Below are 14,490 nucleotides of genomic sequence, written 5' to 3'. Positions count from 1 at the left end.
GCCGTTGCCGTTGTTGTTGCCCGTGTTGTTCTGGGTGAAGCGGTTGCCGCTGGTGCCGCTCATGGCCATGATCCCGTCGCCGGAGTTGCCGGTGATGGTGTTGGCTTGGATCAGGTTGTTGTTGCCGACCTGAATGCTGATACCCGCGTCATCGGCAGTAGTAGTAGTGTTAAGTCCATTTGCGTTGATAATATTGTTTGAAATAGTATTTCCATTGCTGGCAGCAAGTAGTTCGATACCAAAGCCGCTGTTATTACTGATGTTGTTATTGCGGATGGTGTTGTTAGAAGCATTCGTTAGCAGAACACCAGCCCCATCGTAGGCAATGGTAGCAGTACCGACTGCGGCAACAGAGCGACCGACACGGAACGAGTTGTTGTTGAGCGTAACGCCGGTAGCACCATTGGCCAGCAGAACCGTGGCAATGGTGTTGTTCTGCCCGGTTACGTCCGTTACCACCGAACCGGAGGTAGCTGCCCCTGAGAGGACGATAGCTACCCCATCTTCGATTACAGCACCCGCTGTATTCAGGGCTCTGCTACCGGTATTAACACCAGCACTCGAAATATTGAGTGATGCTATGCGCGTATTTCCACCCGTAATGGCGAGTCCACCTTGGCCTGAAGCAGTAAGATCCAGGATAATTTCGCCAGCCAAGGCAGTAGCAGTTGGTAGCGTTCCCTCTCCCGTCAGCTGGGTCTGCACTTTACCATCAATAGCCGTATTGCTGTCGGTAATACGGAACAGCGTCCCAACATTGAACGTGAAGGCTTTGGTAGTGCCGTTATACCCAGTAGGAGCTGTCATTCCTAGACGCAACCCAGGAAGCGCCGTGCCGGTGGTACGGCCATCGTTCATCATGAAGATTGCGTACTCCATACCTGCCGCTGGGTCAATGGCGATTGTGCCGGTAGCTACAGTGCCATTAAATGCAGCCTGATCTAGGTTTGTGTTGAGTAAGACGTTGCTATTGGCAACAAACTGCCGCAGGGAGCCTTGGCCCGAGTTATTGGTATTGACGATAGTGCTGAAGTTGAAGCCAAAATCGGCTTCTACCGCTGTGGTTCCAACAGCCACCGTTACAGAAGTTTGGCTTTGGGCGATGGTCGTACCCGCATTCAGAGAGGCGAGGGTAGTGCCCGCCGCGCCCGCCGCCGCGTCAGCTTTCGTCGGGTCTTCGCCACCCACATGGTCGGTGTCGTTATTATAGGTTTGTACTGGCGACAATGCTGTGGTATAGCCGGGGCGGCTGCTGGTAACTGTGCTGTTCACCACGCGCACTATATAATCGCCTAAGCCCGGGGTAAAGGTGTACTGACCGGAGGTGTTGGTCGTCGTAGCCGATACAAATGTGCCAGCCACATTATAAAGCTCAACGCGGGCACCGGAACGAACCGACGAGCCACTGGCAGTGCGTGGACGGCCTGCACCGCCGCCATAGTTTACATCCTCATATACGACGCCGGTTATCGGCGAAACCGCCGCTAATGATGATACGCTAATCAACCAGCCATCTGCAGTATGCCGGCTGTTGTCTGTGGTATGAATGGCCCCACCATTGGCATCTGGTCGCAGATAGATGCGAAAAACTAGGCTGCGCACACCACCACCATTAGGCGTATTTACCAGTACCGAACCGCTGGCCGCGCCTGCGCCCGTAGTGCCCCCGGGAATAGGTGCGTTATTCAGAATCTGGGTAGGTGTAACTTCCAATTCCGTTGAGCCCTTGAGTTTGGAGAGCGTAACGGCAGTGGCACCCAAATCAGCCGAAACCAAATCTAGTTCACTGGTAAAGCCAATCCCTCCACCGAAGTTACCGCCTAGGCCGGTTAAGTGGATAACCGGATTAGCCACGGATCGGTTGAAGTTAATGGTCAGGTCCGCATATCTGTAGCGGGCGTTGGCAGGTACCGGTGTCGGTAGTGTTTCTACCGACACAAATAATTCAATACCACGGTTAGCGGCAACGTCAATGCCGCCGGTCAAACCTGTAGCAGAGATGTAATCGGCGTTCGTAGAACCTCCAACTAAGTTGAGAAGCGGAAACAGCGCCAACGGCTGGGCTAAGCTGCCTGCGGCGTTTAGATTGGCCCCGAATGCTACGCCAGTACCTGTCACAATTTTGGTTGCAGGCTGGGCGAACTGTTGGTCACTTAACGAAAGTGTGGCCGTCGTCGTGGGCGAATAAGCAGAAAATGTACTACCCGTGGGGTTATTCGCATTTGCCTGGAAGGTAATAACTTGATCGTTTATAGAAGGGCCGTTACCAGTTGGGTTACTGGCGCCGGCCGCGAATTCCAGCGTGGGCGTCTGGGCTTGCGCTACGGGCCGCCCGATGATGCCGCAAGTCAACAACAGCAGGACTGCTGATTGTAAGATTGTTTTCATGGAAGAGTTATAGAAAGAGCAAAAAAAGTTACAAAGAGAGTGCCGGGTAGTCTTTGGCAGACTATGGATTATATACAAACATACTCTGTATAAATAGATTATGCCTTATCACTTATCTGCTTTTTTTACAATACTTACGTCTGTCGGTAGAAGCCATAGTTCTGAGTTCCAAAGCCAGTGAACGGCAAAAAGAATGGCATGAAGGGTGAGGAGTAGTAGGGTTGGAAAGTGCAAAGAGAGGATCTTCGGCGGGAAGTAATATTATTATATAATTAATTTGAATAATCCTAAAAATGGCCTGATGTCCAGCGGTATGCTTAGTGTCATGCCGAAAAAAGTAAGGGCTTAAAGTCTACTGCAATGAAATGCTAGGCGTAAGGCCTTCTTTACGGCTCAACCGTGGCAAAACTACTTTACTACCAGCATTGCCCTGCGTATTTTTCGCTGAATGGCAGGTTTTCCTCGTTGAACGAAAAGGCTGCTCAAGCAAGTAAAAAGCAGGCTTAGCAGCTCTGTTAAGCACGGTACTGCTTTGGAAGCCCAGCACTTACGGAGCCAGTCGGCGGGGTGGTTTGGCGGGTGCCAAAAAAAGTCCCACCCCAGGGCAGGACTTTTAAACAGGAACGGATGTGCCCGTGCCGGTCAATAGCTGCGGTTGCGGCCGCTTTCGTTCACCAGCTGCTGCACCTGGTCGTTGAAGCTGGCCGCCTGCACCAGCTCCTCCAGGGGCAGGTGCAGGCGGTATTTCCAGAAGTGCTGGGGGTTGGCCGGCACGTTGATCTGCTCGTCGAGGGCATTGCCCCGGCGCAGCTGCGGGTCCATGGCCAGCAGATCCTGGAGCGGGAAGATGGCCCACATGGCCGGGGAGTGCAGGTGCTGCACCGTGATTTCGCGGGCTACCCACGGCTCGCAGTGGTAAGGCGCGCCTTCGCCCCAGTGGCCCAGAATGGTTTCAAAGAAGCGCTGGGTGCGCTGCGGGTCTTCTTCCCACCAGCCGCGCACCGTGCTCATGTCGTGGGAGCCGGGGCTGACCACCGACAGGTAGGGCGCGGCATTCGGGTGGCCGAACTCGGTTTTCGGGTCGGCGGGCATGCGCTGGATGTTGAGGCCCAGCATGCCCAGGGCCTTCATCACGCCCGGCACGGAGGCGGGCACCATGCCCAGGTCTTCGCCGCAGATGAGCATGTCGGTGGCGTAGCGCACGGGGGGCAGCTTGAGCAGGCCCTGCTCGCGCCAGAAGTCTTCGTGGCGGCGGTAGAAGAAGTCGTTGTAGATATCCGCCATGCGCGGCCGGTCCTGGTCGTTGAGCTCCCGGAAGGAGTAGCTCTTATCGACGGTGATGCGCGGGTGGTACTCGTCGGGGCCGGTGGGCACAAACAGCACCTCGTTGCAGAGCTGGTAGAGGCCGGTGCGCAGCCAGGTCAGGTGCTCGGCAGTGCCGGGCTCGGCGGCTAGCTTCTGTTCGAAGGCCGCTTCAATCTCGCGCTGGGTGCGGTAGCCTTCCCGGAGCAGAAAAGCGCCGTAGCCCACATCCTGCAGAAACTCGTGCTTCACTGCCTCCGCCTGATCCTTGAAGATGGCGGTCAGCATGTGCCAGCGGATGTAGGGCTCGCACAGGCGGCCGTAGTCGAACCAGCCCAGGCGCTGCTCAATCTCGTGGCGCGACAACGGCAGGGCCGGCGAGAAGTGCCCCAGCAGTCCTTCCACCGAGTGGGCCGGCATCTCCCAGATGCGGAAGAAGCCCAGAATATGGTCGATGCGGAGCGTGTCGAAGTAGCGGGCCAGGTGGCTCATGCGCTGCTTCCACCACGTGTAGCCGTCCTGGGCCATTCGCTCCCAGTTGTAGGTCGGGAAGCGCCAGTTCTGGCCGGTGGTGGAGAAGTCGTCCGGGGGGGCGCCGGCCTGCTGGTCCATGTGGTAGAGCTCGGGCTGGGTCCAGGCATCCACCGAGTGGCGGTAGATGCCGATGGGCAGGTCGCCCTTGAGCACCACGCCGCGCTGGCGGGCATACTCCACGGCGGCCAGCAGCTGCTTGTCGAGGTGAAACTGGGTGAAGAAATGCAGGCCCACGTCGTCGAAGTCGGGCTGGCTCTCGTCGACGAAGGTGGCCAGGTTCCGGGGCGTCTGAAACTCGGTGGGCCACTGCGCGAAGTCGGCGGTGCCGAACTGGTCGCGCAGGGCGCAGAAGGCGGCGTAGGGCACCAGCCAGGCTTGCTGCTCCTCGCGGAAGGCGTGGAAGGCCGGATCGGCCAGGAACTTCGCTTTCTCCTGCCGGTAGAGCTTTTTGAGGAAAGCCCACTTGGCCGTCATTACCGGCTCGTAGTCCACGAAGTCGCGGCCGTTGAACTCGTCGCGCAGGCGGGCCAGCTCGGCGCGGTCGGCGGCATCGGCCAGCTCGGCTATGGCGTCTAGGTTCAGGTACTGCGGGTGCAGGGCGAATACCGAAATGGCGGCGTAGGGGTAGGAATCGACCCAGGTATGGGTGGCGGTGGTGTCGTTGATGGGCAGGATCTGGACCAGCTTCAGGCCGGTGCGCACCGCCCAGTCGACCAGCAGCTGCAGGTCGGGAAACTCGCCCACGCCCAGGCCCCGGCGGCTGCGCAGGGCAAACACCGGCAGGGCCACCCCCGCGCCGCGCCAGCTGCCGGTCGGGTAGCGGAAGTTCTCGTCGGCCAGCACCCGCAGCGTGCGGCGCTCGGCAGAGGCCGGAATCACCCGGTCGTCGCCGGTTTCGAGGTGGACAATCTTTTTTTTCCGCGGGTCCCAGACTCCATACTTATACTGAGTGGTGCGGTCGGGGTGCTCCAGGGCGACGTCGGCGGTCCAGGTCGGGTAGTCGGTATCGGCCAGCACCACGGCCTTGCGGGCATCCCAGGCGCCCAGGGCCGGGTCGGAGCCAAGCACGCAGAGCTGGTGGTCGGTGTCGACGCGGGGCGCCGCCAGCTGGAAGCGCACCACCGAATCGGCGAGGCGGGCCGCTTTCGGGGCGGCCTGGGTGGGGGCCGGGCGGCGCATCAGGGCCTTGGTGAAAGCGGCGGTGTGCAGCTCATGGCCATCCTGCGCGGCCGGCCGCCAGTAGTCTTCCAGCACCAGGCGGCCGAACTGCCGGCCGTCGTAGTCGATGGCGCGGTTGGGGCCCCACTCCCAGTCCTGGCTGCCCGTGCGCTCATCCAGCAGAATGTACTTGTACTCTACCGTGCCCGCCGGCTCATCGGGCAGGCTGATTTCCTGGGTCCAGAGGCCGGCGGCGGGCTGGTAGTGCAGGCTCAGGGCGTGGTCGAGGCGCCAGGCGCCGAGGGCCGGGACCGAGCCGCACACCACCAGGCGCTGGCCCCAGGTCGTACGGAAGGGCAGGGTAAAGCGAAGAATCATACTGGCGGGAATGGAATGGGGGCGAAAGATACTAGAGTATCAGGGGAATTCAGGCGTTGGCCGCCCGCGGCAATCGAAATATTTAACGCAACTAATCCGGCGCCGCGGGCGCTCCGGGGGCCGCTAGCCGGACCGGGCGGGCGGCGCGCGCCGCCCGCCCGGTCCGGCCGAAACCGGTGGCTCGTTCTGGGGTTCAAGTCGCGGCAGACCGCCATCTTTGCCAACCCCGCCGCAGCTTCTTGCGTTGGGACACTCGGACCTTTACGCCCTTTTCGTTATCAACTCTCTCCCGATCTACGTTCGTCGCGCCCTCTACGTACTGTTGGGCCTGCTGGGCTTCGTGCTGCTGCTCGTGGTGGCAGTGGTGGTGGCCTTGCAGTTTCCGGCCACCCAGGATTTTGCCGCCCGCCAGGCCGAGAAGTACCTGCGGGGCAAGCTCGGCACCGAGGTGCGCATCGGCAAGTTCCGCACCGACTTCCGCAATGCCATTTCCCTCGACAACGTGTATGTGGAAGATCTGCAGAAGGATACGCTGCTGGCCGTGGGCCACCTGGGAATAAACCTGGACCTGTGGGCGCTGACCAAATCCGAAATCAACGTCAAGAGTCTGGAGCTGAACGACGGCCGCCTGGCCATCACGCGTACCGCGCCCGACAGCGTGTCGAACTACGACTTCATCGTGGCTGCCTTCACCACGCCCGCCGACCCGGCCGCCCCGGTTGACACCACCGCCGGCTTCCGGTACAACATCGGCGACCTGCACCTGTCCAACATCTTCTTTACCTACCAGGACCAGGTCGACGGCAACGACGTGCGCACCAAAGTCGGCGACCTGGCCGTGACCATGGACGAGGTGGACGTGGACAAGTCGGTTTACCGCATCAACGCCGCGGCGCTGAAGAACACCAGCATCGGCATCGTGCAGACCAAGGTGCCGCCGGACACGCCCAGTGAGCCGCTCACGCTGACGCTGGGGCTGAACCGGGCCACGCTCAGCAACGTGAGTCTGACTTACCGCAACAGCGTGGCGGCCCAGTTTATCAGCACCCGCATCGGGGAGGCGGAGGCCACGGCCGACAACATCGACCTGATTCACTCGCGCATCGACCTCGACCAGCTCAGGCTGCGCAACACGTCGGTGGCCTACGCCCAGAACGAGAACGTGCCGGTGGAACAGCGGGTGGTGAATCCCGCCGAAGCCGTGCGCGACCTGAACGAGTCGGTGGAAAAAGCCACCGGGGCGGCCACCAGCTGGGTAGTGACGCTCAAGAAGTCCGATATCAGCGGCGTGGACGTGGCCTTCGACAACTTCGACGAGCCCCGGCAGCGCACCCGCCTGCCGGCCCTGGACTACAACCACCTCAAGTTTACGGACCTGGTGCTGAACACGGAGAACCTGTTCTACTCCGAAAACCGCACCACGGCCCGCCTCAACAACCTCGCCGGCAGGGAGCAGAGCGGCTTCCGCATTGAAAGCGCCAAAGCCGACATCGTGTTCGACTCGGTGCAGACCCGCCTCGACAGCCTCGACCTGATAACGCCCCACACCCGCATCCGCCGCACCCTGGCCATGCGCTACCAGAGCCTCGACGCGCTGGCCGACGTGAAGCAGCTGCCCAACCTAGGCATTGAGGGCGACCTGCGCAACGTGCGCCTGGGCTTCCGCGACATCCTCTACCTGGCTCCCGACCTGGCTGGCACGGCTCCTTTTAATACCGGCCCGAACCAGTCGGTGCTCATCAGCGGGCTGGTAAACGGGCGGGTGGGCGACTTCCGGGTGAAAAACCTGGAGTTCGTGGGCTTCCGCAACACGATTCTGCGGGCCGACGGCCGGATTCAGGGCTTGCCCGAAACCGACCGCCGCCTGTACGCCGACCTCAACATCCGGCAGTTCACGACCACCAACGCCGACCTGCAGAGCCTGCTGCCCAAGGGTACGATTCCGGCCGAGTACCGCCTGCCGGACCGCCTGAGCGTGGCCGGCACCTTCAAAGGCCGCCCCACGGCCCAGGTGTTCGATGCCAACCTGCGGGCTACGACTTCCTTCGGCAACGCCACGGCCAAAATCAACATGGGCGCGGGCCCGAAAGGGCAGGAGCCGATTACGGCGACCTTCAGCACCCAGCGCCTCGATGTGGGCAGGTTCCTGCGCGACCCGACCATCGGCAAAATCACGGCTACCGGCCAGCTGACTGCCCGCGGGCTGACCCCGGCCGATATGCGCGGCAAGCTGGTGGCCAACGTGCAGAGTGCCCGCTACAACGGCTACAACTACCGCGGCATCACGGCCAACGTCGACATCGACCGGCAGCTGTATAAGGTGGACGCCAAAAGCAAGAGCGACCCGAATCTGAACCTGGATCTGCTGGCCACCGTGAACCTGCGCGACGCCAGCAACCCGACCTACACCGTGGACCGCCTGAACCTGCGCGGGGCCAACCTCACGGCCCTGGGCTTCTACACCGGCGGCGACCTGCGCGTGCAGGGCGACCTGAGAGCCAACATCAGCGGCTCGGACCTGAACACCATCAACGGCACGTTCTCGGGCAACCGCATCGTCATCGTCAAGGACAACCAGCCCTTTGCCCTTGACTCGGTGACCGGGCGCATCCTGCAGCGGCCCGGCCGCACCGAGGTCGACTTTGCCTCCAACGTGCTCGACGCCAAGCTGCGCGGCAACACCCGCCTGGGCGACCTGGCCCTGGAGCTGCAGCGCCACCTCGACCGGTACTTCGACCTGCCCGGCGTGCAGTACCGCCCTTCGGCTACTTACCGGCAGTTTACCTTCGACGCCAACCTGAAAAATCCGAAGATTGCCACCCAGCTGGTGCCGGACCTCAAGCAGATTTCGCCCTTCAAGCTGACCGGCAGCTACGACAGCCGCGCGGCCAACCTGACCGTCGACAGCCGCATTCCGCTCATCAAGTACCAGACCTATACCCTGGACTCGCTGCGGCTCAGCATCAAGTCGGACCCGCAGAAGCTGGACTACGCCCTGAAGCTGCGCCAGGCCCGGCAGGACACCACCCTGCGCCTGCCCAACCCGAGCCTGACGGGCAGCATTGCCGACAATAAGATTGGCACCAACCTGCGCATTGCCGAGTCCGACAGCGTGCAGAAGCTCAACCTGGCCGGCGTGCTGCAGGTATTCAACCAGGGGGCGGCCTACGCCTTCAGCTTCGGCCCCGACCTGGTGCTCGACAACCAGCCGTGGACCGTGGCGCCCGGCAACGAGCTACGCTACACCACGGCCACCGGCGCCATTCAGGCCAACAACGTGCAGCTCAGTCAGGGCAGCCAGTCGCTGCAGCTGCAGACGCTGCCCGGCGCGCAGTACCCGTTGCAGGCGCAGATTTCCAACTTCGACCTCAACGGGCTGGCCAAATCGGCGGGCATGCCCGACTCGCTGGTGGCCGGCACGCTCAACGGGCAGGCCGTGGCCTACAGCATCGGTCAGCCCAGGCAGGCCTTTACGGCCGACGTCACGCTGGCCAGCTTTGCCTACAACAAGTCGGCCATCGGCGACATCAGCCTGAAGGCCACCAACCCGACGCCGGACCGCTACAACGTGGATGCCCGCCTGACCAACGCTACCGGCACCGACGTGCGAGCCGTGGGCTACTATCTGGCCACGCCGCCCAGCCCGATTCAGTTTGCCGTGACCATCAACAAGTTTGACCTCAAAACCATCGAGCCCTTCTCGGCCGGGCAGCTGCGCGAAATGCTCGGCGGCATCACCGGCAACCTGGCCGTAACGGGCACCGTGGCCCAGCCGCAGGTGCGCGGGGTGGTGACGACGACGCCCGACGCCGGCTTCACCCTCACCCAGCTCGGGGCGCCCTACCGCCTGGTCAGCCAGGACGTGACGTTCGGCGACCAGGGCCTGACGTTCAATAACTTCACCGTGCTCGACTCGGTGGGCAACAAGGCCGTGATAAACGGGCAGATGTACACCAAGAACTACATCGACGACTACCGCTTCGACCTGGAAGCTACCACCGACAAGTTCCTGGCCGTGCAAAGCACCCAGCAGGATAACCCGCTGTTCTGGGGCAAGCTGGTGGTGGACTCCGACTCGCGCATTACCGGCAACCTGACCCTGCCCGTGGTCAACACCCGGGCCGTGGTGGTGGAAGGCTCCGACCTGAAAGTGGCCGTGCCCAACGACGAGGCCGGCCTGGTGGAAAGTGAAGGCATCGTCAAGTTTGTGGATAAGAGCGTGCCGCTGGATTCGCTGCTGGCCCGGCAGGTGAAGCTGGACTCGGCCGAAACGGCCCCCGGCTACGACATCCGGGCCGTGGTGACGGTGAACGACAACACGCCGTTTACCATCGTCATCGACCCCGTGTCGGGCGATAACCTGAAGGTGTACGCCGCGGGCACGCTCAACACCAAGATTGACCCCAGCGGCAACATCACCCTCAACGGCCGCGTGGAAGTGACCAAGGGCAAGTACGCCATGTCGCTCTACGGGCTGGCCTCGCGCGACTTCGACATTGCCCCGGGCAGCTACATTCTGTGGAGCGGCGACCCCTACAACGCCCAGCTCAACGTGGCCGCCATCTACAACGTGAAGGCGCCGCCGGCCGAGCTGCTGTCGGCCCAGGGCGTGGAGGAGGAAACCCTCAAGGCCGTGGGCCGCAACCAGCTGCCCTTCCAGGTATTCCTGAACGTGACCGGGGAGCTGCTCAAGCCCATCATCGGCTTCGACATCAGGTTGCCCGAGGAGGCCCGCAGTGAGCTGCGCGGCCCCATTGAAGCGCGGCTGGCCCAGCTGCGGCAGCCCAGCGAAACCACTGAGCTCAACAAACAGGTGTTCTCGCTCATTGTGCTGAGCCGCTTCCTGGCCCAGGACCCCTTCCAGAACAGCAGCGGCAACTTCGTGGCCGACCAGCTGCGGGGCTCGGCCAGCCAGGTGCTCACCCAGCAGCTCAACAACCTCACCGGCTCCTACCTCTCCAACCTGGGCGTGGAGCTGGGCGTGAACTCCTACGCCGACTACTCTTCGGGCGGCGAAAAGACCCGCACCGACCTGAACGTGGCCGTGCGCCGGCAGCTGTTCAACAACCGCGTGACCGTGCGCCTGGGTACCGACGTGCCCCTGGGCGGAGGCAACCAGGCCTCCCAGGGGCAGAGCGGCAGCAACCTGAGTGCCTTCGCCGGCGACGTGAGCATCGAGTACAACGTGCTGGCCAACGGCCGCATCCGCCTGCGGGCCTTCCGCAACAACGCCTACGGCGACATCGACGGGCAGTTTGTGCGCACCGGGGCGTCGCTCATCTTCCAGCGCGACTACAAAACCCTGGCCGACCTCTTTCACGGCATCGACAAGGAAGTGAAGGAGGACGTGAAGCTGGAGCGCCGCCGCACCCGCCAGGACCGCAAGGCTGAGCAGGACTCCACCAAGGTGGCCGCCCCGCCCGTAGCCCGCCGCGACTCGGCCCGCACCGCGCCCAAGCCAACGACCAGCCGCTAGTTTTTCACCTGTTTCTTACCCTCGTAGCTCTTGCCCGTGTTTTCATTGTGCCGCCCTTCGTCTGCTTCTTCCACGCCGCTCCGGGGGCTGACCCTGCTGGTCGGGCTGCTGGCGGCCGGCTGCTCGGGCACGAAATATATTCCCGAAGGAGCCAAGCTCTATACCGGCGGCGCAGTAAAGGTGAAGTCGGACGCGCCGGTTCCCAACGAGGCGGCGCTGACCACCGAGCTGGAAAGCGTCATCAACCCCAAGCCCAACGCCTCCATTCTGGGGCTGCGGCCCAAGCTGTACTTCTGGCACCTGGGCCAGGGCAAAACCCGGGGGCTGGGCCACTGGCTGGCCGACAAGTACGGCGAGAAGCCCGTGCTGCTCAGCCAGGTCGATACCCAGCAGGTGAAGAAGCTGATGGTGAACCGCCTGAACAACAACGGCTACTTCCGGCCCAGCGTGGGCAGCAAGGTGCAGGTGAAGGGCGCTACGGCCACCGTCGACTACACCGCTTTCGTCGGCAAGCCCTACCTGATCAAGCAGGTCAGCTTTCCCGAGGGCGACACGCTGCTGACCCAGGCCATCCGGGCTACCCAGGCGGGCACGCTGCTCAAAGTCGGGGACCCGTACAACCTGCAAACCTTCATCAACGAGCGGACCCGCATCGACGGCGTGCTCAAAAACCAGGGCTACTATTACTTCTCACCCGACTTTCTGCTGTTTGAAGTAGACAGCACGCTCGACAACCAGGCGAATGTGTACCTGAAGGTGAAGTCCTCGATTTCGCGCCGGGCCGCCAAGCCCTACGTGCTGAGCCGGGTGAGCCTGAACACCGACTACTCGCTGTCGGATACGGCCTCGGCGGGCCGCCGGCCTTTCATCTACCAGAAGTACCGCTACTTCCCCGATGAGGAGGTGTTCAAGGCCAAGGCCATTACCAACGCCACCTTCCTGTATCCCGACAGCGTGTACCGCCGCCGCCGCTCCGACCAGACCCTGAGCCGGCTGATGAGCCTGGGCACGTTCAAGTTTGTCGACATCCGCTTCCGCCCCGACCGCAGCGTGGCCGACTCGGCCGGTTACGGCCACCTGATCAGCAACGTGCGGATGACCCAGGTACCCAAGAAAAGCCTGCGGGCCGAGGTGCTGCTGGTCAGCAAGTCCAACGGCTTTGTGGGGCCGGGCTTCCGGGTGCAGTTTCGCAACCGCTCGGCGCTGCGCGGGGCCGAGCAGTTGCTGGTGAACGTGACGGGCTCGTTTGAGAATCAGACCAAGGCCGGTGCCAACACCATTGGCCTGACCTCCTACGAGCTGGGCGCCGACGCCCAGCTGGTGGTGCCGCACCTCATTACGCCGCCCTTCGATATCCGCCTGACCAACTCCGACTTCCAGCCCCGCACCACGTTTGGCGTGGGCTACCGGTACGTGGAGCGCCTGGAGGCTTTCCAGGAAGACGTGTTCAACCTCAGCTACGGCTACACCTGGAAAACCAAGCTCACCAACGAGCAGGAGCTGCGCCCGATTGATCTGCAGTACATCCGCCTGGGTTCCGTATCCGACCAGTTTCGGGCGCTGCTGGACTCCAACGCCTTCCTCAATAACAGCTTCCGCCAGCAGTTTATCCTGGGCAGCAGCTACCGCTACACCTACAACCAGCAGGTGCTGGAGCAGCGCCGCAACCAGATCTACTTCAGCGGGGGCGTGGAAGTGTCGGGTAACCTGGCGTATCTGGCCAGCAGCCTCACGGGCCAGACCAAGCAGCGCAATAAAGACGGCTCGGAGGCCTATGCCGTGCTAGGGCAGCAGTTTTCCCAGTACACCAAGGTCGACCTGGAGCTGCGCAACTACTTCCGCACCAGCCCCAACCCCACCAGCGGCAACAAGATTGCCACCCGCCTGCTCATCGGCTCGGGCCTGCCTTACCTCAACTCCACGGTGCTGCCCTACCTGAAGCAGTACGGCATCGGCGGCCCCAACAGCGTGCGGGCTTTCCCGGCCCGGGGCATTGGTCCGGGCACCTATATGCCTACCACCACCCGCCAGGAAGCCACCAACTTCTACGATCAGGTGGGCGACCTGCGGCTGGAAGCCAACGCTGAGTACCGCCAGGACTTATTCCCCTACGTGAAAGGCGCTTTGTTTGTGGATGCGGGCAACATCTGGCTGGTTAATGAAGACCCCAAACGCAGGGGCGGCCAGTTCAGTCCCAGTACGTTCTTCAATGAGCTGGCCGTGGGCGCCGGCGCCGGCATCCGCATCGACGTGCAGTTCTTCGTCATCCGCTTCGACGTGGCCGTGCCCGTGCGCTACCCCGATGGCCGTACTTCCAACGTGGACGGCAGCGCCCGCAGCTCAGCGCCCGTCTTCAATATTGCCATCGGCTACCCCTACTAAACCAGGCGTTGCCTGATCAAGCCCGCTTAGGAAGCGCGCCGCGCCGCCATGCGGCGGTGGTAGGCCAGCACATCCTCAGCCGCCAGATTTTCAAGCGTGAAGGGGGCTTCAGGACTGCGCAGGGCCAGCACTTCGTTGGGCGGCAGCTGCCCGCCGCCCGCCCGGAACGTCACGTAGGGCTCGGGCTGCAAAAAACCGGGCAGCAGGTCTTCCGGCAGCCAGTCGCTGAGCAGGCTGGCAAAGTCCAGGCCCTCGAAGGTAGTGTAGGTGCCGGCGGCCGGGTCGAGCAGGCCGATGGGGGCGTCGGTGCCTTCCTCGGTGGTGTGCTCGGCCACCAGCAGCATCCCGTAGGCATTGCGCCCAATCACGACCCGCTCGACCCCGGCCGGCAGCAATGCACCCCAGGCGTCCAGGGCCGGATTCAGCTGCGGCAGCTCGGCCCCGAACAGGTACAGGAACCCATCGAGGTACCAACCGGCGCCCACCTCGTCGTACATCATCCGCCACAGGCTCTTGTCGAACTTGTCGGCGAAGAAGTCGCCGGGCGGCACGGCCGGATCGGGGCGGCCGAAGTGATGGGTGAAGATGGAAATTTCGGGTTCAGAGGACATAGCGGCGGGGTTGCGGATAGCAAGGTTACGAAGAAAAGCCGCTGGCAGGGCAGCGTCTGTCTTTGCCCGGATGCCGGACATTCCGCTTATCAAGCGGCACCCAGCCGTTCCGGGCAATGAGTTGCCCTGTGTGGAGTCCTCTCGGAAAACGGAAAATATATAGCGGATTCGTGAACAGTTCATCCCTATTTGGCGGATAGCCGTAGCCAGTAAGATGAATCCCTATTCGCTTGATTTACGCACCCGCGTGGCGGCGGCCTG

The 14,490-nt window shown here is 62.4% G+C and carries 5 protein-coding genes; 2 read left to right on the top strand and 3 right to left on the bottom strand.

Annotated features, from left to right (window positions below; translation table 11 throughout):
- A partial coding sequence (locus ABD842_RS14610; protein WP_345115385.1) for a beta strand repeat-containing protein occupies positions 1–2,388 on the bottom strand: 2,388 nt, incomplete at its 3' end.
- 642 nt (positions 2,389–3,030) lie between these two features.
- Positions 3,031–5,760, bottom strand: a complete 2,730-nt coding sequence (locus ABD842_RS14605) for a 4-alpha-glucanotransferase (RefSeq protein ID WP_345115382.1) — start codon at positions 5,758–5,760, stop codon at positions 3,031–3,033.
- A 244-nt stretch (positions 5,761–6,004) separates the two neighbouring features.
- Here ABD842_RS14605 and ABD842_RS14600 point away from each other — a divergent pair, with 244 nt between their 5' ends.
- Positions 6,005–11,236, top strand: coding sequence for a translocation/assembly module TamB domain-containing protein (locus tag ABD842_RS14600; protein ID WP_345115379.1), 5,232 nt, complete (start codon positions 6,005–6,007; stop codon positions 11,234–11,236).
- Between the two features lie 36 nt (positions 11,237–11,272).
- The gene (gene tamL / locus ABD842_RS14595) at positions 11,273–13,618 is read left to right on the top strand and encodes a translocation and assembly module lipoprotein TamL (protein WP_345115388.1); all 2,346 of its coding nucleotides are present in this window, start codon (positions 11,273–11,275) and stop codon (positions 13,616–13,618) included.
- Between the two features lie 26 nt (positions 13,619–13,644).
- On the opposite strand, the gene ABD842_RS14590 is transcribed toward tamL, so the two are convergent.
- Positions 13,645–14,229 carry a hypothetical protein gene (locus tag ABD842_RS14590; RefSeq protein ID WP_345115376.1) on the bottom strand — a complete coding sequence of 195 codons (585 nt, stop codon included), beginning with the start codon at positions 14,227–14,229 and terminating at the stop codon, positions 13,645–13,647.
- Positions 14,230–14,490: the final 261 nt, after the last annotated feature.

The organism is Hymenobacter algoricola (assembly GCF_039539525.1).
Classification (GTDB): Bacteria; Bacteroidota; Bacteroidia; order Cytophagales; family Hymenobacteraceae; genus Hymenobacter; species Hymenobacter algoricola.
Note: the sequence above shows the minus strand (reverse complement) of the source record. Positions and strands in the feature narration are given on the sequence as shown.